The organism is Streptomyces sp. NPDC055749, assembly GCF_053617235.1.
The window spans coordinates 1-22,914 of sequence record NZ_JBSHFH010000060.1; the positions used below are offsets into that span (position 1 = coordinate 1).

Here is a 22,914-nt window from a genome sequence, read left to right on the forward strand (position 1 = left end):
GAGTGTGTTCACTCCGCCCGCCCCGCCGCATTCCTGCCCCTCATGGCTCCGTCAGGAGCCGGCCGCCCGCTTCCGCAGCTCCGTCTTGAGGATCTTCCCCGTCGCCGAGAGCGGCAGCTCGTCCACGATCACCACGTCCCGGACGCGCTGGTACGGGGCGACGCGCGCGGCGACATACGCCAGCACCTCTGCCGCCATGTCCGTCCCGTCCGGCGTCCGCGCCTCGGCCTTCACGGAGACGAAGGCCACCGGGATCTCGCCGTGCTCGGGGTGCGGCCGGCCCACGACGGACGCCTGGGCGACCGACGGGTGCTCGCGCAGGATGTTCTCCAGGGGGCCGGGATACACGTTGTACCCCTTGTAGATGAGCATGTCCTTCGCCCGGCCCACCAGGGAGAGCCAGCCCTGCTCGTCGAGCGTGCCCAGGTCACCCGTGCGCAGCCAGCCGTCGACGTACTGCCCGGCGGTGAGTTCGGGGTGGCCGAGGTAGCCGTCCGTGATCTGCGGGCCGCGGACCCAGACCTCACCCTTCTCACCGGCGGGCACCGGGGTGACGCCGTCCATCTCCCGGATCTCGATCTCGGTGTCGAAGAGCGCCAGGCCGATGCTGCCCTCCGGGCGCGGCATCGAAGGGTCCAGCGGGCTGATCGAGACACCCATGGTGGCCTCCGTCAGTCCGTAACCGTCGCTCACGACTGCGTTCGGGAAGACCTCGGCGAGCTCCGCCGAGGCTGCCGGATTGATGGGCGCGGAACCGCTGCTGACCAGGCGCACGCACGACAGGTCGCGCTCCCGCACGTCCGGTACGGCGAGGACGGCGTGGCACAGGGCGGGGGAGCCGGTGACGGCGTGGACGCCCAGCCGCTCGATGGTGTCCAGGTACCGGACCGCGTCGAAGCGGCCGAACACCACGACGGTGAGTCCCGCGACGACGAAGATCGTCTGGCTGACCATGCCCATGCCGTGGAAGAGCGGGGCGATGGAGATTCCGGTCGCGGAGCCGAGCGGGATGTGGTGCGGTGTGCGGGCCCCGGTCACATGGCGCAGGGTGATGTGGCCCTGCTCGTCCGTGTGCGGGAGGGCGGCACTGCGCCAGCACGCAACCTGCAGCACGTTCTTGAAGAGGTTGCGATGCAGGACGCGCACCGCCTTCGGTACGCCCGTCGTGCCGCCGGTGAAGGCCAGGTGCGCGACCGCGTCCCCGTCCACGTGGGTCGCCGGTGCCGCCTCGGCTTTCAGCAACTCCTCGAACGCGACCGTGGCGACCGGGAACGGGACCGGGTTCCCGGCGGGGGCCGGGGCCGCCGCCGTAGCCGGGGCGACGGAGACGAGACGGACCGCCGAGCCGTCGTCGAGGGCCTTCGACAACTGCGCGGCGACCGTCGGGTGGGTGAAGACCGCGACCGTTCCCGAGTCGTCGAGCTGACGGCGCACCGCGAGCGGCGGCTGGGTGGGATTGACCGGCACCACGGCGCCGCCCGCGAGCAGGATGCCGTAGTAGGCGACCGTGAACCAGGTTGAGTTGGGCATGTGGACGGCAACAGCATCGCCCGGGGCGATGCCCCGTTCACGCAGACCCTGGGCGACCCGAAGGGCCTGCTCGTGCAGTTCGGCGAAGGTCAGCTGTACGTCGCCGTCGATCAGCGCCGCACGGTCCGGATAGGCGTGGGCGGCGCCGGCGAGCAGATCCGCGATCGTGCCGGCGGGGTAGTCCAGGGAGCGTGGCAGCCCGTGGGGCCAGGTGGTGGTCATGGCGGAACTCCTTTGTTCAGCATGCCCGATCGCGAGGTCGGGGCGGTGGCGGGCTGAGGCGCGGGGCGGCGGAGCGGGGTGACGGGGCGGCGCGTGGCGCGCAGATCACTGACCGCCCCAGCGAGGGGCCCTCTTCTCGGCGAAGGCGCGTGCGCCCTCCTTGGCGTCGGCCGATGCGAAGACCGGGGCGCAGGCGGCACGATTGCGCGCCCAGACCTCGTCGGCCGGCCAGTCGCCGGACTCCGCCACGATCTGCTTGCTGGCGCGGACGGCGAGGGGCCCGTTGGCCGCGATCTCCCTGGCGAGGGCGAGCGCGCCTTCCAGGGCTTCGCCCTGCGCCGTCAGCTCGTTGACCATGCCGAGTTCGTACGCCCGCCCGGCGCCGAGGAACGCACCGGTCAGGGAGTACTGCATCGCCACGGCGTAGGGGATGCGGCGGGGGAGCCGCACGAGGCCGCCGCCCGCGGCGATCAGGCCGCGCTTGGTCTCGGGGAGGCCGAACTTGGCACTGTCGGCCGCGACGATCAGGTCGCAGGCGAGTGCCAGTTCGGTGCCGCCGCCGAGCGCGTACCCCTCGACCGCGGCGATCAGGGGCTTCGCGGGCGGCGTCTCGGTGATGCCGCAGAAGCCGCGGCCGGGGATGCCGGAGCGTTCGCCGGCGGCCAGGGCCTTGAGGTCGGCGCCGGCGCAGAACGTACCGCCGGCGCCCGTGATCACCCCGACGACGAGGTCGTCACGGGCTTCGAGTTCGTCGACGGCCGCGGCGACGGCGTCCGCCACCGCCCGGTTGACCGCGTTGCGGGCCTCGGGGCGGTTGATCGTGATGACGGCGACGCCGTCCTCGAACGAGGTGAGGACCAGGTCGGACATGGGGTTTCTCCGATGAGGCGTAGGGAAGGGGCGCGGGGTGGAAACACCCCCGGGTTCAGCTGGAGCGGCTGCGCAAGGGCCGCACCACGGCCTCCTGGACCACATGTGCGATCAGTCTGCCGTCGCGGTTCCACACCTCGGCGAAGGCGAGCCCGCGACCGTCCGAGGCGGAGGGACTGCGCTGGCAGAAGAGCAGCCATTCGTCGGCACGGAACGGCCGGTGGAACCAGATGGCGTGGTCCAGGGATGTGAGGAAGACCGACGCGGGCCCGGTGCGCAGCATCCGGGGCGGCTCGGAGGCGAGCGAGGCGGTCGGGGCGAGGAACAGATCGGAGGCGTACGCCAGGGCGGAGGCGTGCAGCATGGGGTCGTCGGGCAGCCGTTCGGTCGCGCGCATCCACAGCTTCTGCTCCGTCATCCCGGGCGTGTTCGGCTCGGCGGGGCCGGGGACGTACCGCATGTCGAGTACGTGACGGAATTGCGCCCGCTCGAAGTCCTCCGGGTTGTTCTTCGCCCAGATCTCGTACAGGTCGGGGAACGTGCCCGGATCGGGCGTCCGCGGCATGGGCGGCTGGCGGTCCTCGGCGCTCTCCGGCCGTTTGAAGGACGCGGTCAAAGTGAAGACGACGTCCCCACCCTGGCGGGCGGTGGCCCGGCGCGTGAGGTAGGAGGATCCGTCGCGGATCCTTTCCACCTCGTAGACGAACGGGTGCGCCGTGTCGCCCGTGCGCAGGAAGTGGCCGTGGACGGAGTGCACCTGCCTGCCCTCGGGGACGGTCCGTCCGGCGGCGGCGAGTGCCTGGGCGGCCACCTGACCGCCGAAGGCGCGGGAGGGCAGGCCGTCGTGGCACCAGCCGTGGAACAGGTCGCGCGCCACGTGCTCCAGGTCCAGGAAGCCGACGAGCCCCTTGCCCGGCTCCCGTTCGGTTCCCGCGTGTTCGGTTCCCGCGTGTTCGGTTCCCGCGTGTTCGGTTCCCGCGTGTTCGGTTCCCGCGTCGGGCAGTACAGGCATGCGGTTCCTCCTCAGAGGAGTTCGAGGATGGTGGCGTTGGCCATGCCGCCGCCCTCGCACATGGACTGCAGGCCGTAGCGGATGCCGTTGTCGCGCATGTGGTGGACGAGGGTAGTCATGAGGCGGGCGCCTGAGCCGCCGATGGGGTGGCCGATGGCCATCGCGCCGCCGAGCGGGTTCATCCGTTCGTAGTCGGCTCCGGTCTCGCGCAACCAGGCCAGCGATACGGAGGCGAACGCCTCGTTGATCTCGAAGGCGCCGATGTCGTCGATGGCCAGTCCGGCCTTCTTGAGTGCCTTCGCGGTCGCCGGGATGGGGCCCTTGAGCATGGTGACCGGGTCCGTGCCGACCACGACCGCGGTGTGGACGCGGGCCATCGGGGTCCAGCCCTGCGACTCGGCGAACTCACTGCTGGTGATCAGGAGTGCGCCCGTACCGTCGGAGACCTGCGAGGCGTTGCCCGCGGTGATGGTCCCGTCCTCCTTGAAGGCGGGCCTGATCCCGGCCAGCTTCTCGATGGACGACCCGCGGCGTATGCCCTCGTCGGTGTCGAAGACGCGGGTGGTGCCGTCGTCGTCGGTGACGGTGATCGGCGCGATCTGGCCCTTGAAGCGGCCCTCGTCGATGGCGGCGGCGGCGCGAGCGTGGGAGTCCAGGCCGTGCTGGTCCATCTCGGTGCGGGTGATGCCGTACTCGTCGGCGATCATCTGGGCACCCATGCCCTGGTTGAAACGGATGCCGTCGTAGCGGGCGAAGACATCGGGTCCGAAGGGCTCGCCGAAGCTGCCGTCGCCGCGCGTGGTGCCGAGCGGGAGCCGGCTCATGATCTCGACACCGCCGGCCACGGCGACGTCGTACTGGCCGGATACGACTCCGGCCGCGGCCTGGTGCACGGCCTGCTGCGAGGAGCCGCACTGGCGGTCGACGGTCACGCCGGGGACGGTCTCGGGCCAGCCGGCGGCGAGCACGGAGGCGCGGCCGACGCAGCCTGCCTGCATGCCGACGGCCGAGGCGCAGCCCCAGATGACGTCGTCGACGAGCGCCGGGTCGAGCCCGTTGCGCTCGGCGAGCGCCTTGAGGACGTGCGCCGAGAGCGAGGCGGAGTGCAGCCGCGAGAGCGAGCCGCCCCGCCTGCCGACAGCGGTACGTACGGCGTCGACGATCACTGCGTCGCGCATGAGGTCCTCCTGGGGGTACGAGGGGGAGCCGGGCTCAGAGCCCGAGGTCCTTGGCGATGATCGTCTTCATGACCTCACTGGTCCCGGCGTAGATCCGGTTCACACGGGTGTCCGCGTAGAGGCGAGCGATCGGGTATTCGAGCATGTAGCCGTAACCGCCGTGCAGCTGGAGGCACTTGTCGATGACGCGCCCCGCGGTCTCGGTACAGAAGAGCTTTGCCTTGGCGGCGTCGGCGGGCGTCAGCTCGCCCGCCGCGTGCAGTTCCAGGGCGCGGTCAACGAGAGCCTGGGCGGCGGCGACCTCGGTGGCGCACTCGGCGAGCACGAACTTGGTGTTCTGGAAGGCGGCCACCGGCCTGCCGAACACCTGGCGGTCCAGGACGTAGTCCTTGGCGAAGCCGATCGCCCCCGCCGCGCCGGCGTAGGCGCTGAGTGCGGCGCCGAGCCGCTCGACCACGAGATTGTGGGTGAGGTACGAGAAGGCGGCGCCCTCCTCGCCCAGCAGGTTCGCGGCCGGGACGCGGACATCGGTGAACGACAGCTCGGCGGTGTCCTGTGCGCGCAGCCCGATCTTGTCCAGCTTGCGGCCCACCGCGAAACCCTCGGACGTCGTGTCCACACACAGGATCGACAGCCCGTCCCGCCGGTTCGCGGGGTCGTACGGCGTGGTCCGGCAGACGACCAGGATCAGGTCCGCCTGCGTACCACCGGTGATGAAGGTCTTGGCGCCGTTCAGGACGTAGTGCGTGCCGTCGTCGGAGAGCTGTGCGCGGGTGGCGATGCCCGCGAGGTCCGAGCCGGCGCCCGGCTCGGTCATGGCGATGGCGGTCATGATCTCGCCGGACAGGAAGCCCGGGAGCCAGCGCCGCTTCTGTTCCTCGCTGCCGAACTCCAGCAGGTACGGCAGGACGAGGCACGTGTGCACCGACTCCGCGCCGAACGTGACGCCCGCCCGCCCGCACTCCTCGCGGAGCACGGCCTGGTACGTGAAATCGGTGACTCCTGCCCCGCCGTACTCCTCGGGCACGTTGATTCCGAAGACGCCCAGCTCGCCGAGTCTGCGGTACAGGGAGCGGGGGACATGGCCCTGCTGCTCCCAGTCGGCGTAGTGCGGGGCGACCTCCTGCGCGATGAAGTCACGCAGGGTTGCCCGGAATGCCTCGTGGTCCTGGGTGAACACGCTACGGCGCATGGTCACGGTTCCTTCCTCGCCTGTCCGGCAGTTTCGTCGAACGGCGCTAAGTTAATCTCCGATAACCTCGATGTCTAGATTTACAGTGCATCTTTCTGCATGCTGGAGCTGGGTCGAGGAGGTGTCACGGTGATGCTGCGCTCTCCTGCTCCTATGTCACTGAAACGAGAAAGGGCAGTCGACGTATGCGCGATTTCAGCCGAGTCGGGGTCGTGGGCTGCGGCCTCATGGGCTCCGGGATAGCCCAGGTCTGCGCACGTGCCGGCCTCGACGTGATGGTCGCCGAGCGCGGCGCGGAGGCTCTGGCGGCCGGCCGGTCCCGGCTGATCGCCTCGATCGACCGGGGGCTGCGCGGCGGCAAGCTGACCGAGGAGGAGCGGGAGGCCACGCTCGGCCGGCTCTCGTTCACCTCCGACCTCGATGCCTTCGCCGACCGTGATCTCGTGATCGAGGCGGTCGCCGAGCAGCGGGACGCGAAGGTGGCCGTGTTCGAACATCTCGACCGGGTCCTGTCCGGCCGTAACGCGGTCATCGCCTCCAACACGTCGTCGATCCCGATCATCGACCTGGCCGCCGTGACCGAGCACCCGGAGCGCGTCGTCGGCGTCCACTTCTTCAACCCCGTACCGGTGCAGCGGCTGGTCGAGGTCATCCCCACCCAGCTCACCTCGCCGGAGGTCACCGATGACGTGACGGCCTTCGTGGAGCGGACGCTCGGCAAGACCGTCGTGCTGGCCCGGGACCGTGCGGGATTCGTCGTCAACGCACTGCTCGTCCCGTACCTCGTATCCGCCGTACGGATGCTGGAGTCCGGCGTCGCTTCGGCCGAGGACATCGACGCGGGCATGGTGCTGGGCTGCGCCCACCCCATGGGGCCGCTCCGTCTGCTCGACCTCATCGGCCTGGACACGGCGCAGTCGATCGCCGAGTCGATGTACGAGGAGTACAACTGGTCGGCGCTGCGTATAGCCCTGTGAACTGCACTTTCGTTAGTTGTGCGGCGGCTTTGCCAGCGCCAGGGACTTCTCAGGGACTTTCGATCCTGCATCACACGAGCCATGTATCCATCGCGGCCAGCCCGCGCTTGCCTGCGCCAGGCATGAAGTGAGCGTAGTAGTCGAGCGTGACCTTCGGGGAGGAGTGCCCCAGCCAGGTCGCCACGCTCACGATGGACTCGCCGGCCTCCAACTGCACACTCGCGAAGGTGTGGCGCAGGACGTGGAACATGTCCGGCCGTGAGCGCTCGTAGATGGGGTGGAGGCGAACGCGCGAACCGTAACTCTCCGCCCTCTCGCCAACCTGGCGCAGTACCCCTGCGGCTACGAGCGCGGGCTTCCAGCTGCGCTCGTTCCAAGTCCGGGGGTTGATCCGAAGCCCGTGGGACGTGCTCAGCGCAAGCCGCACGGTGATCGGCTTGCGTTGGCGCTCCTCCAGCTCGGTCGTCGGCTTCTCAGGGTTCCGCCACGGCAGGGTGCACTCGACCGCTGGAAAGCGCTGGAAGTGCAGCCGAACGCGGCGGGCAAGGTTCGGCGGGAGGGGAACATCACGGGTCTTGCGGCCCTTGGGTAGGCAGAAGTAGGGCTGTCCTTTCCCGTCCCAGCGGAGCTGGCGGCGTATGTGGACCACATCCGCCCCGAGATCGAAGTCCTCTTCTGCGAGGCCGAGTGCCTCGCCTTGACGAACTCCGAGTGCGAGCCCGAGGTCCACGGCGATTCGGTACCGCTCCTGTAGGCCCTCCCGCACCGCGTCGACTGTGGTTCGAGACCACGCCTTCGCCTTCTTGCCGACCGGTTTGGGCCGCTTGATCGATCGGTGGGCAGCGACGGGGCTCTTCAGTAGGCGCTTGTCATCAACTGCGGCATTCAGGATGGTGGTGAGGTGTACCCATATGGTCTCGGCGGAGGACTCCTCGACTCGAGAGAGCAAGTCGGCCTTGAACCGGCGGAGGGCCGAGGCGTCGATCTCGCGCAGAGGATACGAGCCGAGCAGGGGAATCAGGTGGTTCCGGATCCGGCTCCGCATGGGACCCGCAGTTGACGGCTCATCCGTTCGACTGGGCCACCAGTGGTCGGCGATGTAATCGGCGAGCAAGATGGCCCCATTCCTCGGGTCGACGAAGTCGCCCCTGTTGGAGTCAGTCTGGGCCTCAGCGAGCCAGCGCTTGGCGTCCTCGCTGGTGTCGAAGGACCTGTCCTGGATGCCAGGAATTCCCTTGACGCGGTACCGCTTCCCCTTCCCCCATATGGAAGTACGCTCTCGCTTGCCGGTCGTCTTGTCCGGCCTCTTCTTGAGCCAACGATCCTCGATGTAGCCCGCCATGGGGGGCCTCCTGCCTGTGCGAATGATGCGTTCCGGGTGCTTGACGGTGTTGGGAACGCTTCTTCGCGACGGGTCATATCCCGCTGTGGCAGTCGAAATTGATGTCGGGTTGATGTCGATGCTCTGTGCTGCCGTGGACGTCACGATGTGCGACGCAGCGGCTTGCGGTTCAGTGGATTCAAAGCAGGATTCGATCGAGAGTCTGCCCTTTCTTGCCGGTCCACCCACTCGTCAAGCGCGGAAATCCTGTACATCACGCGTCGGCCCATCTGAAAGCTGGGCGGCCCTTGCCGGCGATGGCGCCACACGTAAAGGGTGTTGGGAGAAATGCCGAGATAGACCGCCGCCTTGTGCAACGTGAGGAATGCAACTTCGGGCATGCGGGTCTTGCTCTCGTCCATGGTGCGCACCTGCCTGTCGAATCGACCGACTGCAAGAGTCCCTGACGAGGCACGGTTTGGACGTACCGTGATTTTGTGATAGGCGGGTTCTCATATTTCTAGTTCGATGACGTTCACATGCTTTGCCCAGGCGTCGAGCGAAGTCCCGCCCAGCATCGTTGCGCCTGGGCCCTGGCGAACTCAGCCGTTTTCCGCGCCTCTTGGATACCGGCGAACACATCTCCGGCCCGCCGCTGGCGAATACCGCCACCGCGTACGCAGGCAAGCCCGGTTCGCCGGACGTGTGGTCACCGCTGGCAGGAGTGTCCAACAGCCGCTCTACCAGGCGAATCCGAGCATGCACCACGGCGAAGCCATGACCTGTGTGTGGCGACTCGAGACGGCCGACTGCCACAAGGCGCGGCTGGACGCGGGACTACCGGCCGAAGACGGTCCCAACGAGGGGGAGTGCCGGTCGAGCTGCACCAATTCCGCTCGCCCAGGGCGAAGCGCCATTGCCACGATGCCCTCATGAGCACCGTGCCGACCCTGACACCCGACAGCTCCGAACGACTCGTCGTCGGCCTGCGTGGACGAACCGTCGTCGCCGGCGACTACCTCGTGCTCGTGAGCGGTGACGACGATACCGAGCTTGACGAGTGGGGCCACGGCTTGTGGCACGAGCCGACGATGGGTATCGAGCTGACCACGGGCGACGGCGGAAGCTACTCGGCGGTGTGGGGCAGCACGTTCGACCACTATGGGGTCGAGCTCCACCCGGCGCCCATGAGCGACTTTCGTTCCCTGGTTGGTACGCCAGGAGGTGCGGCGCGCGTCGCGTTCGCGGAGCAACGCCTGTGGGCCGGGATCGTCTCCTCCCCGATCGAGTCCTGCCGCATCCAGTGGGCGGCGAGGAACACGGCGCCCCGACTTCGGTGCCCGAGGCCATCCATCTGCGGACCGCCGTCGGCCAGGTGTGGATCGCCGCTGGCCGCTCGGCCACGGACGAGACCGGCGGGCCGTTCCAGCTGTGCACCGACGATGTACTCGCTGTATCGACCCTGAAATGGCAGAGCATGCCGGACTCGGATCCCAGCCCCGGAGTGGCGTGCGAACGCGGTAGTTCGACCAACTACCGGCTCTAGGGCTGGTCGACGAACGTCAGCGCGCTCGCGGGGCTTGGGCCGCAAGCGGAGCATCGTCATCGACACCGTCGGCCTGCTCCTGACCGTGCTGGTCACCGCCGCGAGTGTGCAGGACTTGATCGTCGGCCGGACCCTGATCGAACGGGTCGCCGCCGACCATCCCACTGTCCGCAAGACCTGGGTCGACGGCGGCTACCGCCAGCACCTCGTCGAGCATGCCGCCACCCTCGGAATCGACATGCACATCGTCCGCCGCGACCCCACCACCAGGGGGTTCAGTGTCCTGCCCCGTCGCTGGACCGTTCGATAGAACGTTGGGCTGGCTCATGAACCACCGCCGCCTGGCCCGCGACTACGAAGCCCACTCGCACCGCTCCGAAGCCATGATCCACCTCGCAATGATCAACCTCATGACCCGCAGACTCACCACCGAATCCACCCCGACATCGCGCGGCGCATGAACCATATGCAACCGGGCAATCCGCGATGAAACATCGGGACGAAACGCCCCCTTATCCCACCTGCTTGCCCGCCAGCGGAGCGGTGTCCTCGCCCTTGCCGCGTCGTACGCCGCTCAGGAACGCGCCAAGTGCTTCCTGGGCCGTCCGCTCGGGCCGCCAGCCCAGCACGTCACGGGCCCGGCCGCAGTCGAGGACCGGCAGGCGCAGGACGGCGTCGAACAGGTGTGGCGAGGCCGGCACGGCGTGGGCGTGCCACGCCGATGCCAGTGCGGTGCGCACCAGTGTCCGTGGCACGCGTACGGTGCGGGCACCAAGTTGTTCGCCCAGTTCCCGTGCGCCGATCACCGGTTCTGCGGCCAGGTTGAATGCTCCTCGTACGTCGCCGAGTACAGCCAGCCGGTACGCCTCGGCGGCGTCGTCCGTGTGCAGGACCTGCAAGCGCAGCCCTTTGAGGTCGGGGACGAACGGCAGCAGGTCGGGCCGTAGCAGGAATCCGGGCAGGTAGTGGCCGGCGAAGATGCGGCGCTGCTCGCTGGCGGATGTCTCCTTGAACAGGAAGCCGGGCCGCATGCGCACCACCCTGATGTCCGGATGGCGCAGCTCGAACGTGTCGAGGACGCGTTCCAGGTACGCCTTCTCCCGGCAGTAGGCGGCGTCGGGCCATCCGTGGGTCGGCCACTGTTCGTCGACGCCGGGTGGGTCCTTCGGGCCAGGTGAATAGGCGCCCACTGACGAGGCGTGCACCAGCGTGGGGACTCCGGCGGCGGCGACCGCGTTGAATACCCGCATCGAACCGTCCACGTTGCTCCGCCAGGTGACGACGGGGTCGTGCGACGGCTGGAAGCGCCAGGCGAGATGGACGACCGCGTCCACCCCGGCGAAGCGGCTCAGCAGGGTGCCCACGCTGTCGGCCCGGCCGATGTCGACGGTTTCCCAGGCGACCCCGGGCACCGTCAGCCCCGGAGTGCGGCGGGCGAGGCCGAGTACCGAACCCACCGCCGGATCCAAAGCCAGGGCCCTGACCACGCTGGTGCCCACGTTGCCGATGGCCCCGGTGACTACGACCCGCAACCCGGTGCGTTTGTTCATCGCGCTCCTTCGTGTTCGTCAGGGTCCGTTGGGCCGTGCCCCGGGCGCTGAGCACGGGTGTCCCGCCGGTCAGCGGCCGAGAGCCTTGCTGAGCTGCTGCTTGTTCATCGATGAGCGGCCTTCGATCTTCTTCTTTCTGGCCTCCTCGTCCAGGTGGTCCCTGGTGGGGCCCTGCGCATCGCTGTGAGACCGCTGGCCGCCGCGCTCCGAGGCGGACTTGGGGCCGTCGGTGGAGGTCCGGCTTGCGGTCTTCGACTCACCCGAGCGGGCCCGTTCCTTGTTGACGGTGCGCGAGACGATCTCTTGGCCCGCTTCTCCGAGGTGCCGCGCTTCTCAACACCCTCCTTGATGTGTTCCTACTGCCGCGCACGCTTGGGGCTGGATCCTGCGGTCATGGTGCTCTCCTCATCGTCGCGGTGCGCTCTGTGCACCGCCGTGGGGCGGGTGGCCGCCGGACCGGCGGACACCGCTCGTTCAACGCGGCTGCCCCCTACTTCACGCCGAAGTCGGGGCGCCCGCGATACGGAGGAGTCGGACGGGTCAGCGGTTGGAGCGGGCCGGGCCGGGCAGGCGGGTCGTGGAGCGGGCGTGCCGCAGAACTGCGGTGGCACCCGAGCCCCAGAGACCCCAGGGTGGGAGAAAACGCGCGTTAGGAGTGGTCGTGAGGGCTTTGACCTGGCATGGAAGGCGCGATGTGCGGGTGGACACGGTCCCCGATCCCAAGATCGTGGACCCCACCGACATCATCGTGCGCATCACGTCGACCGGGATCTGCGGATCGGATCTCCACCTCTACGAAGTGCTCGGCCCCTACCTCGATCCGGGCGACATCCTGGGACACGAGCCGATGGGAATCGTCGAGGAGGTGGGACCGGACGTCACGGCCGTCTCGGTCGGCGACCGGGTGGTCGTTCCGTTCAACATCTCGTGCGGTACGTGCTGGATGTGCGGCCAGGGTCTGCACTCGCAGTGCGAGACATCGCAGGTGACCGAGCACGGCAAGGGGGCCGCGCTGTTCGGCTTCTCCAAGCTCTACGGGCAGGTGCCGGGCGGTCAGGCGGAACTGCTGCGCGTGCCGTTCGGCAACACCCTGCCGGTCAAGATCGAGCACGGCCCGCCGGACCAGCGGTACCTCTACCTCTCCGACGTCCTGCCCACCGCCTGGCAGTCGGTGGCGTACGCGGACATCCCGCAGGGAGGCAGCGTCACCGTGATCGGGCTCGGTCCGATCGGTGAAATGGCTGCCCGTATCGCGCTCCACCGGGGCGCCGGCCAGGTCATCGGAGTGGATCTGGTGCCCGAGCGCCTGGCCAGGGCACAGGCCCGTGGTGTGCACGCGGTCGATCTGCGCGAACACGGCAAGGAGGTCGGCGCCGAAATCCGCCGTCTGACCGGCGGCCGCGGCACCGACGCCGTCATCGAGGCGGTCGGCATGGAGGCACACGGCGCCCCCGTGACGAAGGCCGCCCAGCGGATCGCTGGCCTGCTGCCCGACGCGCTCGGCGAGAAGGTCATGGGCCGCGCCGGCGTGGACAGCATGGTCGCCTTCAACACCGCCGTTGACGCGGTCCGCCGGGGCGGCACCGTATCTCTCATCGGTGTGTACGGCGGCGCCATCGACCCGGTTCCGATGCTGACCATGTTCGACAAGCAGATCCAGCTCCGCATGGGGCAGGCGAACGTCAGACGGTGGGTCGGCGACATCCTTCCGCTCCTGGACGACGAAGACGTCCTGGGGGTGGAGGACTTCGCCACCCACATCCTGCCTTTGGAAGAGGGCCCGCAGGCGTACAAGACGTTCCAGGCGAAGGAGGACGGCATGATCAAGACGATCCTCACGCCCTGAGCAGGCACCAGCATCCCTCACCCCCGGCTCCGGGTGCCTCCTCCCCGGGCCGTACGAACGTCCGACGGCAACAAGGAGCTACCCATGACACGCGCAATTGCCCTGGTCTGCACCCTTACGGCTTCGCCCAAGCCGTCCAGCAGCCACCTGCTGGCGGACCAGATCATGACCGAACTGGCCGGCCTCGGCGTGGAGGGCGAGACCGTGCGCGTCGTCGACCACGACGTGCGGCCCGGCGTCGCCCCCGACATGGGGGACGGAGACGCGTGGCCCCAGCTCCGCGAGAAGGTGCTGGCCGCCGACATCGTGCTGATCTCCACCCCCATCTGGCTAGGGCACCCCTCCAGCGTCTGCCAGCGCGTACTGGAGCGGCTGAACGCGGACATCTCCGAAACCGACGAGCAGGGACGGCAGTTGCCCTACGGCAAGGTGGCGATTGCAGCGGTCGTCGGCAACGAGGACGGCGCCCACAAGGTGAGCGCCGACCTCTTCCAGGGGCTCAACGATCTCGGCTTCAGCCTTGCACCAGGAGCCGTGACCTACTGGGTGGGTGAGGCTCAGCACGGTACCGACTACCAGGACCTGGACGAGACCCCCAAAAGCGTCGCGGCCACGAAGCACACCCAGGCCGTGAACGCCGTACACCTCGCACGCCTGCTGGCCGATGCGCCGTACCCGCCGAGCTGACGGAGGCCTTCGCACGGTCAACCGATGACGGCGTACGCACCCAGGAGGCGGGAACTCAGTGCCGAACAAATCGATCAAGGTGTCCGACTATGTCCTTCAGAGGCTGCGCGAGTGGGACGTGGAGTACGTCTTCGCGTACGCCGGTGACGGCATCAACGGTCTGCTCGCCGCATGGGGCAGGGCCAAGGACAACCCGAGGTTCGTCCAGTCCCGGCACGAGGAGATGTCGGCCTTCGAGGCGGTCGGCTACGCGAAGTTCTCCGGAAAGGTGGGTGTCTGCGCGGCTACGTCGGGCCCCGGGGCCATCCACCTGCTCAACGGGCTCTACGACGCCAAGCTCGACCATGTTCCGGTGGTCGCTATCGTCGGCCAGACCAGCCGCAGCGCGATGGGCGGCTCGTACCAGCAGGAAGTCGACCTGCTGAGCCTGTACAAGGATGTTGCTTCGGACTTCTGCGAGATGGTGACGGTACCCGAGCAGCTGCCGAACGTCATCGACCGGGCCATGCGCACCGCGTACGCCCGGCGGACCGTGACCGCCGTGATCATTCCGGCCGACGTACAGGAGCTGGACTACTCGCCGCCCGCGCACGCGTTCAAGATGGTCCCCTCCAGCCTCGGAGTGTCCTCCTCAACGGCCGTCCCGGGCTCCGCCGACATCGCGCGGGCGGCCGAGGTGCTCAACGCCGGCGAGAAGGTGGCCGTGCTGATCGGCCAGGGCGCGCGGGGAGCGCGCTATGAGGTCGAGGAACTCGCCGAGCGTCTGGGAGCGGGCGTGGCGAAGGCCCTGCTCGGCAAGGACGCACTGCCGGACGACCTGCCGTACGTCACCGGCTCCATCGGTCTCCTCGGGACCCGGCCGTCCTACGAGATGATGCGCGACTGCGACACCCTGCTCGTCATCGGCTCCAGCTTCCCCTACTCGCAGTTCCTGCCCGAGTACGACCAGGCCCGCGCGGTGCAGATCGACATCGACCCGTTCATGGTCGGGCTGCGCTACCCCTTCGAGGCCAACTTGGTGGGCGACTCCCAGGAAACGCTCAAGGCACTCCTGCCGCTGCTGAAGCGCAAGAAGCACGGGGCGTGGCGTAAGAAGATCGAGAAGGACACGGCCCGTTGGTGGGAGGTGATGGAAAGGCGCGCCGCCGTCGACGCCGAACCGATCAACCCGGAGTACGTCGTGCACACCCTGGACGCCATGCTGCCCGATGACGTGATCATCGCGGCCGACTCCGGCTCCGCCGCCAACTGGTACGCGCGCCACGTGCGTATGCGCGGCTCCATGCGCGGTTCGCTGTCGGGCACCCTGGCCACGATGGGACCGGGCGTGCCGTACGCCATCGGCGCCAAGTTCGCCCATCCGGACCGCCCCGCCGTGGCCATCGTCGGCGACGGCGCGATGCAGATGAACGGCATGGCCGAGCTCATCACCGCCGCCAAGTACTGGCCCGAGTGGGCGGATCCGCGCCTGGTGGTCGCGGTGCTGAACAACCAGGACCTCAACCAGGTCACCTGGGAGATGCGCGCGATGTCCGGCGCCCCGCAGTTCCTCGCCTCGCAGTCGATCCCCGACGTTCCCTACGCCGACTTCGCCCGATCCATCGGCCTGGACGGCGTACGGGTGACGGAGCCGCAGCACGTGGAGAGCGCCTGGCGCAACGCCCTGGCCGCGGACCGGCCCTTCGTGATCGATTTCCGAACCGACCCGGCCGTACCGCCGATTCCACCCCATGCCGATCTCGATCAGATCGAGGCTGCGGCCTCAGCGGTCCTCAAAGGAGACAGCGACCGTACGGGCATGATCCGCCAAGGGTTCAAGGCCAAGGTCCAGGAGATGCTTCCAGGCGGCCGGCGGCGGCACGACCACTGACACCAAGATATAGCGGAGGGCAGTTCCACGATGGACACCAACCTCAACCGTGCGCTTGGCGCAGCCACGGTTCTCTACAGCGCCGCCATCGCCGTACGGCCGCGGCTGCTCGCCGAACCCGGTGGTCTCACGCCGGAACGCGACGGCAGCGTTCCCCGTGACACGAGTCTGCTGATCCGGGTGCTCGCCGCGCGGGACGCCGCCATCGGCGCCGCCATGATCGCCGCCAAGGACGACCGGACACGACGTGCGGCCACACTGTGCAGGGTCGCGGCGGACGTCTCGGATGCCCTGGTGTTCGGCACCATGCTCGAAAGCCGCACGGCACGCGCCAAGGTCGTCGGATTCGCACTTTCATGGGCGGCTCTGAACGCCTGGAGTCTGCGTATCCCATCCACGTAGCTCGTTCCTTCTCCGCGACTGGCGAGGGCGTCCATGAAGGCGTCAAGCTCTCCGCAGGGGTGATCCGTCCGTTACGTCGTCGTGTATGAGAGCGCACGCCTGGACGAGTTCGAGAGCGGCACCCGTACATAGGACCGCGGTGGCTCTCCCGATCCGTCAGCAGCCCGCCACCCGCACCACGCGAATGCGGTGCGCAGCAGCTTCCCGCCACACCGAACGAACGCGGTGACCGGGCCGACAAGGGCACGAACGAAGACCGGATCCACCTCACGAACCCGGCCCAGGCTTTCTTCGAGGACGCGCCCGAGTTCCCTCTCGAGAGCCTGGATGGCGTCGAATGCCGTCAGTGGAGTGTCGACGGGGCCGATCGTTCAGCCACGGTGGGACGTAGTCCCCGCATGCACAACCCCTTCTCAACTCTCGGGCACCTGCACACCAGTGCTTTCGCCAAGTGCCCTGATGTGGATGCGCTGATCCCTACCCCGCGAACGGGCTCTCCGGGATGACGCTCACTCCACTGGGCCAGTGGTCCAGAGGTGTCGGCTTACATCTCCAACCGGGCAAGTCCTAGCCGAGCGGTGTGGCGTGCGGAGGCGGACGCGACGCTGGTGCGGGCACCGGGGTCGGCATTCGACGACACCGATGTACTGCGGCTCGGCAGCTCGGCCGCCGGACCGATCCCAATCACTCAGCGTAGTGACTGTTCAAATTGGCTAGGCGGCTTCGAGGGGTTTCATCCCGCAGGCGGCCGTTTGACGCCTACCTGGAGGTGCAAAGCAGCGGCTACGTGTGAGTGCATGCCGCCCTGGTGGCGGGCCGCTCCTCCGTATGAGGGTTGCGGGCGATCACGGAGCCAGAGCGGGTGGTGATGCTGTGACCGACACCGACCGGATGCTCGCCGGGTTGCTTGATGCCAGCCATGGCCTCTCCCTGGAACAGTTGCCGAGCCTGTTGCGTGATCAGGCTGCCCACGCGGGAATCGGCGACCCCCTGATGTACGTGGCAGACCGGCAGGAGGATGTCCTGCGGTTGGTGACCTGCCACGGCCTGAACGCTGTAGCGGACACTGGCGAGGAGATCGGCGAACTGCAGATCGACGGCACGCTTGCGGGACACTGCTTCACAAGCCTGGAGTCCCTGGGCGCGGACGGGGGCAAGTCGGGGCAGTGGTGAACGCCGCTCCTGAACGGAGCAGAGCGGCTGGGCGTCCTACGGGCCGACACCGATGGGTCTGTGGAGCAGACGACAGTGCTCCGGCGTCTGGCGTCGCTGGTCACATTGCTGATCATTTCTGTGCGTGACCAGAGTGACTCCTATTCTCGGCTGGTGCGTAAGCAGCCGATGACGGAGGCCGCGGAACTGCGGTGGAACCTGATGCCACCCCGAGCGTTCGCGAATGGCCAGGTCACCATCAGTGCGCTTTGGAACCCGCTTACGAGGTCGGCGGCGACGCCTTCGACTATGCGCTGTCCGACGGCGTGGTGCACCTTGGCCTCTTCGATGCAATGGGACACGACGTCGCCGCCGGCATCACGGCCAATCTGGCCGTGGCTGCCTGCCGTAACGCCCGTCGGCAGAACGCGAACCTGATCGACACCGGCGAATTCATCGAACGCACCCTGATCGAACAACTCGGGCCAGAACGCTCCTGTACCGCTGTGCTGCTCGACCTGAACAGCAACACCGGTCAGATCACCTGGATCAGCCACGGCCACCACTCTCCCGTGGTCATCCAGAACAACGGCAACTGGACCGGCATGCTGCCCTGCCCACCGGCCCTCCCATGGGCACCGACCTGAGCATCAAAGCAACCCTGTGCCGTGAGCAATTGCACCCCGGTGACCGCCTGATCCTCTACACCGACGGCATCACCGAAGCGAAAGACCCAAGCGGCGAGGAGTTCGGACTGGAGCGGTTCGTGCAGTTCATCCTGAGCCACAACGCCGAGGGCTTGCCCGTCCCTGAAACCCTGCGTCGCTTGGTGCACAGCGTGCTGGACTATCAAAAGGGCCAGCTCCAGGACGACGCGACCGTCCTGTTCATGGAATGGCACGGCCCCCACAACAGCCTTCACAGGGGGAGTGGCCCGCCCGAGGCACTGCTCTCACGCCCAGACCAGTGTTCGGGTTGAGGGCTGCCGTGCGCCGACGCTGGTGTGCATCGGCTTGTGCTGCGGCTATAGAGCGATCAGGCGGGCGAGGAAGAACGCAGCGAAGAGCACGGCGCCGCCGGCGACGATCAGCCAAATCCAGAGCCCTGGGTGCTCCCACATGCCGCCGTCCGCGCGCTCCTCGTGAGCTTCGGCCGTGGAACCCTCGACCGGAGGCGTTTCCTCGGGTGGTACAAGCGGATCCGTCATGTGTCCAGGTTCCTGCGGTTCGCCCGCTCGCGCACCCGCTGCTCGCGCGGATCGCGTAGTGTTCCGACCCACATGGCTGCCGAACAGGTATTCCGTGCCCTGGAAACTGATCGGCCGCAAGGTCGACGCCCGGACCACCGTAGCGCTCAAGATCCCGCAGCGCGATCTTCTTGAAGGTCAGGCACTCACGCTCCAGCCACCGAAGATGGTCCGCCTGGTAGTACGCGTAGGTCTTCTGCGTTCCCGACCCCTCGTGCACGCGCAGGAACCGGTCCGCCTCTGCGGGAGGACTGTCCTCGGGCCACACGATCGCCTACGACCGCCGCCCAGCCTTCCGGTCGATCTGCTGGGCCCTCAGGTCCCCGACCACCACTTGTCGTGCCAATCGTCCTCCGTACCGACTCCGGTACATGACGGGCGCTCCGGGCACGGGCGGTAAACGAGCCCGCGACGCCCAAATCACAGGCCCAGATGGACATCACGGGCGCCACCACCTGCGGTCGGTAAACTTGACCACCACCGCACCCTCATGCACATGTGCGACTACCCCGAACGGTTCGACTCACTAACGCACACCCGCGAATGGTTCGAACGCCTTCACCGCGCCAACCTGAGCTGCAGAGTCACGTCGGTTTCCGAGAACGGCCTCCCGGGCAGCACACGACCTGATCGATTGCTGTCGAGCGGGGTTTAGCCAACGTGGTGCCAATGACAAGAGGGTCTGTGGCCCAGATACCGGAGGGCAGCCATGCCCACAGTCAATGCAGGGCGGAAGACTCTGTGCCTTCGCCAGAGTGCCGGCGTTGAGTGGCCAGTAGGGCACGTACGGGATGCCGAGGTCGCGGCAGAGTTCGAGAGCCGGGTCGTACCGATCGGTTGTACTGAGCACGTTCTGTACTGCCGAGATGTCCACCTTCTTCTCAGCCCTGCGGATGTCCTCGGGAGTGCCTTGGACAACAGGGCGATGTGCCCGATCTTCCCTTTGTCCTGCAGCGCGTGGAGGGTGTTGGTCCCAAGAGTCGTAGTGGGCTGCCATGGCGATCATGAGCTGTGCGTGACGACGGGCGGGGGCGCAGGGCCGGGCGGCTCGGTGCTTGCCTTCGTCATCGACTCCGAGCAGCGCGGGCCGGAAGGCGAAGTTCATGAGGTCGGGTGTCAGGTCTCCGCCTCCCAGCCGGTCAATCGGCAAGCCAAGACTCGAGCGCCGTTGCCTACAGCACCTCGATGTTGACGCCAGAGAGCCGGTTCCGACAGTCGAGCACATACGGCGCGCACTCAAGGACCGTCTCGTAGTCGAATTCCGCATGGTCCGTCAGCAGCACCACGGCGTCGGATGCCGCGATCTCCTCCGCAGTCGCTTCCACTCGGATCAGACGTGCGTCGGCGCGGATGTCATCCATGACGTGCGGGTCCGCGCCACGCACCTCGGCACCGAGGCCGAGCAGTAGCTCAGCGACCCGCGCAGACGGCGATTCGCGGGCGTCGGAGGTGTTGGCCTTGTAGGCCAGACCGAGCAGCAGGACACGAGATCCGCTGACGGCCATGCGCCGCGTATTGAACCCCTCCATGAGCCGCCGGACCACGTAGTCAGGCATGTGGTTGTTCACGTCGTTGGCGAGTTCCACAAACCGGAACGGGACGCCGACCGCGCGTTCCACCTTCCACGACAGGAATGACGGGTCGATCGGCAGGCAATGTCCTCCGACACCAGGGCCGGGGGTGAACCGCATGTAGCCGAAGGGCTTGGACGCGGCGGCGTCGATCGCCTCCCAGACGTTCACGCCGAGTGGCCTAGCAAGCATGGCCATCTCGTTGACCAGCGCGATGTTGACGTGCCGGAACGTGTTCTCGATCAGCTTGGTCAGCTCGGCCACTTTCGTTCCGGAGACCGGAACCGTGGTCTCCACCAGGCCCTCGTAGAAGGCCTTGACCGCGTCAAGCGATGCGGCGTCGATGCCGGACACTACTTTGGGCGTCTTCTCGAACGGCCACGTCCTGTTTCCCGGGTCGATGCGCTCGGGGCTGAAGCCGAGGTGGAAGTCCGTCCCCGCGGTCAGGCCGGAGGCCTTCTCCAAGATCGGTAGCACCAGCTCCTCGGTGGTACCGGGGTAGGTCGTGGACTCCAGGACCACGGTCGCGCCGGGGCGCAGGTGCTCGCCCAGCGTGTGGGCACAGGATTCGACGTAGGTCAGGTCGGGCACCCCGTCCCGCAGCGGGGTCGGCACGGTGATCACCGCGATGTCGTACGGGGGCAGCGCGGCGGCTTCGGCGGTCACGGAATAGGCCCCGGAGTCCAGCACTGCGCGGAGTCGCGCGGACGCCACGTCCTCCACGTACGACTCGCCAGTGGCGATCTGCTGGACGCGATGCGGGTCCACGTCGTAGCCGACGACCCGGTGGCCCACCTCTGCGGCACGTACTGCGAGCGGCATCCCCACATAGCCCTGACCAGCGACAACAACCTTCATGGCAGCTCCTACTACGATCGCAGTGCTTGAATGGACTGTCGTCCCTGACCTAGCAAGGAGAAGCGCTGTGCCCCTGGTGTCTGTAGTGATGCCCGTGTACAACTCGGCAGCTACTCTCGGTGCAGCGATCCGGTCGGTTCTCACGCAGACCCACAGCGACCTGGAGCTGCTGGTCACCGACGACAAATCTTCCGATGGCTCCATGGACCTGCTCATGGAATTCGCCCGGCAGGACAAGCGCGTCTTGCCGGATTCGGCACCCGAACGGGGCGGCGCCGGCCGGGCGCGCAACCTTGCTATCGAGCGGGCCCGGGGGGATTACGTCGCCTTTCTCGACAGTGACGACATGTGGCTGCCGGAGAAGGCTGAGCGGCAAATCGAATTCGCTGCGGCGGGTGGTGCGCCTCTGACGTTCACCTCCTACTTCAAGATGGACGCCGACTACGACGGCGAGAGCACCGAATTCATCCCGAACGGGCGCGTGGTCCGCGCGCGGGAACACGTGGACTACCGCGCGATGCTGGTCCAGGACCACATCGGCGCTCTGACCGCCATGTACGACCGCAACGTCCTGGGCACGAGGCTGATGCCGGAGATGCGGAAGCGACAGGACTACGCCCTGTGGCTGTCGATCATGCGCGACGGTGCTGACGCCCGGGGACTTCCCGAGCCGCTCGCGGTGTACAGGTCCCACCAGGCGGGATCGCTGTCTTCCAACAAGCTGTCGCTGGTCCCGTACAACTGGGAGCTGTACCGCGAGCACGAGGGGCTGTCGGTTCCCCGGGCGACGCGGGCGCTGGCTGGCGCTGTGTGGCAGTCGCTGCGTAATTCGCGGATCTAGGACTCTTAGGAGACTCGGCCAGACGCCCGCCTGCACCATCTACGAGGTGGCCGGCCTGGTGGCGCCTGCACTGCGCAGGAACAGCTGGAGCAGCAGGCGGCGGTTCTCGGGTGCGAGATCGTGCTGGCCGTCGCCGAGCGGTTCGCGGCCGTGGACCCAGCGGTGCTGGTTCACGATCAAGACGTCACCACGCTGGAGCGTGAAGGAGACCTGGCCGGCGACCATCTGGTCCGCAAGTTCCTTCGCCGCATGGGCGTGCTCCTTGTCCAGGCAGGACTCGGCGAGCATCTTCGCGGTGAACCGTACGAACCCGCGCTCCTCGGGTTCTCCATCCAGGACAGGGAACGGCGTGTACTCCTCGCCGACGTCGGACAGATTGAAGAAGCCTCCGTACCTGTATGCCACCTCGGTCAGGCGGGCGCGACTCGATGGCGTCAGGCGCGACACGGCCTCGCGTGCGTTGGAGAGGATGCTCGCGCCAGCCCCGAGCGGGTCGGGCCGGACGCACAGAAGCGTGGTGTAGTCCGGTGGCTGGGTCGCGTTGACCAGGTCCATGTGGAAGGCGTTGTAACCCGTGCCGGTGGACAGGCTGGGATTGGCATTGAGATTGGTCCCGATCTCCTTCCATAGCGGCCATCGCTGGAAGGGCTGAAAGGGGATCGCCACTTCGGCGAGAATAGCCGTTGTCAGGCGTAGTAACTGGTCCCCGACCCCCAGCGCCTGGGCGAGGTTTCCCAGGCGCACCACGGCGTATCCGCCAGCCGCCCCGGTTAGGGCGGCAAGAAGATGACCTCTGGTTTCATTGAATAGAGGAGCCGAGTCCAGTTTGGTCCGGTACCACTCGATGGTGGAATCCGCCAGGAAGGTGCCTTCCACGCTCCAGGGAGGAAGTGCGCTTCCGATCTCGATCAGATCGCCTTCCAGCTCTTTTGGTAGATTGATAAAGCCGTCCAAGTCAGCAGTCACTATCTCGGGCATTGTGCTGTCCCTTTCTGTGGATTCACGCCGGGTGGGTCTTGAGGCCCGCCCTCTCGCCGCGCCCA

Annotated in this window: 23 protein-coding genes and 2 pseudogenes; 11 read left to right on the top strand and 14 right to left on the bottom strand. The window is 67.6% G+C overall.

What is annotated here, in order from left to right; all coding sequences use genetic code 11:
- Positions 1-51 precede the first annotated feature (51 nt).
- The 5 genes from ACWGO0_RS31645 to ACWGO0_RS31665 all read right to left on the bottom strand — a co-directional run bounded on the left by ACWGO0_RS31645 (position 52) and on the right by ACWGO0_RS31665 (position 6,004).
- Positions 52-1,752, bottom strand: coding sequence for a class I adenylate-forming enzyme family protein (locus ACWGO0_RS31645; RefSeq protein ID WP_453542832.1), 1,701 nt, complete (start codon positions 1,750-1,752; stop codon positions 52-54).
- 105 nt (positions 1,753-1,857) lie between these two features.
- A complete protein-coding gene (locus ACWGO0_RS31650; RefSeq protein ID WP_453542835.1) occupies positions 1,858-2,622 on the bottom strand; it encodes a crotonase/enoyl-CoA hydratase family protein in 765 nt (254 codons plus the stop codon).
- A gap of 55 nt (positions 2,623-2,677) precedes the next feature.
- On the bottom strand, positions 2,678-3,634 hold the full coding sequence (locus tag ACWGO0_RS31655; RefSeq protein ID WP_453542838.1) for an acyl-CoA thioesterase: 957 nt from the start codon (positions 3,632-3,634) through the stop codon (positions 2,678-2,680).
- A gap of 11 nt (positions 3,635-3,645) precedes the next feature.
- Positions 3,646-4,812, bottom strand: coding sequence for a thiolase family protein (locus ACWGO0_RS31660; RefSeq protein WP_453542841.1), 1,167 nt, complete (start codon positions 4,810-4,812; stop codon positions 3,646-3,648).
- A 34-nt stretch (positions 4,813-4,846) separates the two neighbouring features.
- Positions 4,847-6,004, bottom strand: a complete 1,158-nt coding sequence (locus ACWGO0_RS31665) for an acyl-CoA dehydrogenase family protein (RefSeq protein WP_453542844.1) — start codon at positions 6,002-6,004, stop codon at positions 4,847-4,849.
- A gap of 185 nt (positions 6,005-6,189) precedes the next feature.
- On the opposite strand from ACWGO0_RS31665, the gene ACWGO0_RS31670 reads away from it, so the two are divergent.
- Positions 6,190-6,981, top strand: coding sequence for a 3-hydroxybutyryl-CoA dehydrogenase (locus ACWGO0_RS31670; protein ID WP_453542847.1), 792 nt, complete (start codon positions 6,190-6,192; stop codon positions 6,979-6,981).
- Positions 6,982-7,051: 70 nt separating this feature from the next.
- On the opposite strand, the gene ACWGO0_RS31675 is transcribed toward ACWGO0_RS31670, so the two are convergent.
- Together ACWGO0_RS31675 and ACWGO0_RS31680 are read right to left on the bottom strand one after the other, a co-directional pair.
- Complete coding sequence (locus tag ACWGO0_RS31675; protein WP_453542850.1) at positions 7,052-8,323, bottom strand: tyrosine-type recombinase/integrase; 1,272 nt, start codon at positions 8,321-8,323, stop codon at positions 7,052-7,054.
- A 140-nt stretch (positions 8,324-8,463) separates the two neighbouring features.
- Complete coding sequence (locus ACWGO0_RS31680) at positions 8,464-8,724, bottom strand: helix-turn-helix transcriptional regulator (RefSeq protein WP_453542852.1); 261 nt, start codon at positions 8,722-8,724, stop codon at positions 8,464-8,466.
- Positions 8,725-9,234: 510 nt separating this feature from the next.
- Here ACWGO0_RS31680 and ACWGO0_RS31685 point away from each other — a divergent pair.
- Both ACWGO0_RS31685 and ACWGO0_RS31690 read left to right on the top strand, forming a co-directional pair.
- Positions 9,235-9,768 (top strand): hypothetical protein, encoded by a 534-nt coding sequence (locus ACWGO0_RS31685; RefSeq protein ID WP_453542854.1) that lies wholly within the window; start codon positions 9,235-9,237, stop codon positions 9,766-9,768.
- Positions 9,769-9,882: 114 nt separating this feature from the next.
- Positions 9,883-10,309: pseudogene (locus tag ACWGO0_RS31690) on the top strand (transposase); the annotation flags it as partial.
- A gap of 51 nt (positions 10,310-10,360) precedes the next feature.
- Here the strand turns inward: ACWGO0_RS31690 and ACWGO0_RS31695 are convergent.
- Both ACWGO0_RS31695 and ACWGO0_RS31700 read right to left on the bottom strand, forming a co-directional pair.
- Positions 10,361-11,398: an SDR family oxidoreductase gene (locus tag ACWGO0_RS31695; RefSeq protein WP_453542857.1), complete on the bottom strand. Its 1,038-nt coding sequence runs from the start codon at positions 11,396-11,398 to the stop codon at positions 10,361-10,363.
- A gap of 69 nt (positions 11,399-11,467) precedes the next feature.
- Positions 11,468-11,748: pseudogene (locus ACWGO0_RS31700) on the bottom strand (plasmid stabilization protein).
- A 311-nt stretch (positions 11,749-12,059) separates the two neighbouring features.
- On the opposite strand from ACWGO0_RS31700, the gene ACWGO0_RS31705 reads away from it, so the two are divergent.
- The 4 genes from ACWGO0_RS31705 (at position 12,060) to ACWGO0_RS31720 (ending at position 16,203) form a co-directional block, all read left to right on the top strand.
- The gene (locus ACWGO0_RS31705) at positions 12,060-13,244 is read left to right on the top strand and encodes a zinc-dependent alcohol dehydrogenase (protein WP_453542860.1); all 1,185 of its coding nucleotides are present in this window, start codon (positions 12,060-12,062) and stop codon (positions 13,242-13,244) included.
- 84 nt (positions 13,245-13,328) lie between these two features.
- The gene (locus tag ACWGO0_RS31710; protein ID WP_453542863.1) at positions 13,329-13,931 is read left to right on the top strand and encodes a flavodoxin family protein; all 603 of its coding nucleotides are present in this window, start codon (positions 13,329-13,331) and stop codon (positions 13,929-13,931) included.
- 73 nt (positions 13,932-14,004) lie between these two features.
- The gene (locus tag ACWGO0_RS31715; protein WP_453542934.1) at positions 14,005-15,801 is read left to right on the top strand and encodes a thiamine pyrophosphate-requiring protein; all 1,797 of its coding nucleotides are present in this window, start codon (positions 14,005-14,007) and stop codon (positions 15,799-15,801) included.
- Positions 15,802-15,831: 30 nt separating this feature from the next.
- Complete coding sequence (locus ACWGO0_RS31720; protein WP_453542866.1) at positions 15,832-16,203, top strand: hypothetical protein; 372 nt, start codon at positions 15,832-15,834, stop codon at positions 16,201-16,203.
- Between the two features lie 42 nt (positions 16,204-16,245).
- On the opposite strand, the gene ACWGO0_RS31725 is transcribed toward ACWGO0_RS31720, so the two are convergent.
- Positions 16,246-16,356 carry a polyprenyl synthetase family protein gene (locus ACWGO0_RS31725; protein WP_453542937.1) on the bottom strand — a complete coding sequence of 37 codons (111 nt, stop codon included), beginning with the start codon at positions 16,354-16,356 and terminating at the stop codon, positions 16,246-16,248.
- A gap of 720 nt (positions 16,357-17,076) precedes the next feature.
- Between ACWGO0_RS31725 and ACWGO0_RS31730 the strand changes: the two genes are divergently transcribed.
- The 3 genes from ACWGO0_RS31730 (at position 17,077) to ACWGO0_RS31740 (ending at position 18,334) form a co-directional block, all read left to right on the top strand.
- Positions 17,077-17,376, top strand: a complete 300-nt coding sequence (locus ACWGO0_RS31730) for a hypothetical protein (RefSeq protein WP_453542869.1) — start codon at positions 17,077-17,079, stop codon at positions 17,374-17,376.
- A gap of 248 nt (positions 17,377-17,624) precedes the next feature.
- On the top strand, positions 17,625-18,002 hold the full coding sequence (locus tag ACWGO0_RS31735) for a PP2C family protein-serine/threonine phosphatase (protein WP_453542872.1): 378 nt from the start codon (positions 17,625-17,627) through the stop codon (positions 18,000-18,002).
- The gene (locus ACWGO0_RS31740) at positions 17,987-18,334 is read left to right on the top strand and encodes a PP2C family protein-serine/threonine phosphatase (RefSeq protein WP_453542875.1); all 348 of its coding nucleotides are present in this window, start codon (positions 17,987-17,989) and stop codon (positions 18,332-18,334) included. The genes ACWGO0_RS31735 and ACWGO0_RS31740 overlap by 16 nt, the downstream gene beginning before the upstream one ends.
- A 45-nt stretch (positions 18,335-18,379) precedes the next feature.
- Here ACWGO0_RS31740 and ACWGO0_RS31745 read toward each other — a convergent pair whose 3' ends face one another.
- The 3 genes from ACWGO0_RS31745 to ACWGO0_RS31755 all read right to left on the bottom strand — a co-directional run bounded on the left by ACWGO0_RS31745 (position 18,380) and on the right by ACWGO0_RS31755 (position 21,030).
- Positions 18,380-18,562 carry a DUF6480 family protein gene (locus ACWGO0_RS31745; protein ID WP_453542878.1) on the bottom strand — a complete coding sequence of 61 codons (183 nt, stop codon included), beginning with the start codon at positions 18,560-18,562 and terminating at the stop codon, positions 18,380-18,382.
- A gap of 565 nt (positions 18,563-19,127) precedes the next feature.
- Positions 19,128-19,868, bottom strand: coding sequence for an aldo/keto reductase (locus ACWGO0_RS31750; RefSeq protein ID WP_453542881.1), 741 nt, complete (start codon positions 19,866-19,868; stop codon positions 19,128-19,130).
- Positions 19,774-21,030: a nucleotide sugar dehydrogenase gene (locus tag ACWGO0_RS31755; protein WP_453542884.1), complete on the bottom strand. Its 1,257-nt coding sequence runs from the start codon at positions 21,028-21,030 to the stop codon at positions 19,774-19,776. Before ACWGO0_RS31755 ends, ACWGO0_RS31750 begins: the two co-directional genes overlap by 95 nt.
- A gap of 67 nt (positions 21,031-21,097) precedes the next feature.
- On the opposite strand from ACWGO0_RS31755, the gene ACWGO0_RS31760 reads away from it, so the two are divergent.
- Entirely contained in the window at positions 21,098-21,871 is a 774-nt protein-coding gene (locus ACWGO0_RS31760; RefSeq protein WP_453542887.1) for a glycosyltransferase family 2 protein, read from the top strand.
- Positions 21,872-21,910: 39 nt separating this feature from the next.
- Here the strand turns inward: ACWGO0_RS31760 and ACWGO0_RS31765 are convergent, their stop codons facing one another.
- Positions 21,911-22,849 (bottom strand): TauD/TfdA family dioxygenase, encoded by a 939-nt coding sequence (locus ACWGO0_RS31765; RefSeq protein ID WP_453542890.1) that lies wholly within the window; start codon positions 22,847-22,849, stop codon positions 21,911-21,913.
- Positions 22,850-22,914 lie beyond the last annotated feature (65 nt).

Bases quoted from the DNA above. Each gene is read 5' to 3' on its own strand.
- ACWGO0_RS31670 (WP_453542847.1), top strand. From the start codon at position 6,190: ATGCGCGATTTCAGCCGAGTCGGGGTCGTGGGCTGCGGCCTCATGGGC.
- ACWGO0_RS31745 (WP_453542878.1), bottom strand. From the start codon at position 18,562: ATGACGGATCCGCTTGTACCACCCGAGGAAACGCCTCCGGTCGAGGGT.
- ACWGO0_RS31695 (WP_453542857.1), bottom strand. From the start codon at position 11,398: ATGAACAAACGCACCGGGTTGCGGGTCGTAGTCACCGGGGCCATCGGC.
- ACWGO0_RS31750 (WP_453542881.1), bottom strand. From the start codon at position 19,868: ATGCGGAATTCGACTACGAGACGGTCCTTGAGTGCGCGCCGTATGTGC.
- ACWGO0_RS31740 (WP_453542875.1), top strand. From the start codon at position 17,987: ATGGGCACCGACCTGAGCATCAAAGCAACCCTGTGCCGTGAGCAATTG.
- ACWGO0_RS31665 (WP_453542844.1), bottom strand. From the start codon at position 6,004: ATGCGCCGTAGCGTGTTCACCCAGGACCACGAGGCATTCCGGGCAACC.
- ACWGO0_RS31660 (WP_453542841.1), bottom strand. From the start codon at position 4,812: ATGCGCGACGCAGTGATCGTCGACGCCGTACGTACCGCTGTCGGCAGG.
- ACWGO0_RS31645 (WP_453542832.1), bottom strand. From the start codon at position 1,752: ATGACCACCACCTGGCCCCACGGGCTGCCACGCTCCCTGGACTACCCC.
- ACWGO0_RS31765 (WP_453542890.1), bottom strand. From the start codon at position 22,849: ATGCCCGAGATAGTGACTGCTGACTTGGACGGCTTTATCAATCTACCA.
- ACWGO0_RS31710 (WP_453542863.1), top strand. From the start codon at position 13,329: ATGACACGCGCAATTGCCCTGGTCTGCACCCTTACGGCTTCGCCCAAG.
- ACWGO0_RS31650 (WP_453542835.1), bottom strand. From the start codon at position 2,622: ATGTCCGACCTGGTCCTCACCTCGTTCGAGGACGGCGTCGCCGTCATC.
- ACWGO0_RS31680 (WP_453542852.1), bottom strand. From the start codon at position 8,724: ATGGACGAGAGCAAGACCCGCATGCCCGAAGTTGCATTCCTCACGTTG.
- ACWGO0_RS31720 (WP_453542866.1), top strand. From the start codon at position 15,832: ATGGACACCAACCTCAACCGTGCGCTTGGCGCAGCCACGGTTCTCTAC.
- ACWGO0_RS31685 (WP_453542854.1), top strand. From the start codon at position 9,235: ATGAGCACCGTGCCGACCCTGACACCCGACAGCTCCGAACGACTCGTC.
- ACWGO0_RS31755 (WP_453542884.1), bottom strand. From the start codon at position 21,030: ATGAAGGTTGTTGTCGCTGGTCAGGGCTATGTGGGGATGCCGCTCGCA.
- ACWGO0_RS31675 (WP_453542850.1), bottom strand. From the start codon at position 8,323: ATGGCGGGCTACATCGAGGATCGTTGGCTCAAGAAGAGGCCGGACAAG.
- ACWGO0_RS31655 (WP_453542838.1), bottom strand. From the start codon at position 3,634: ATGCCTGTACTGCCCGACGCGGGAACCGAACACGCGGGAACCGAACAC.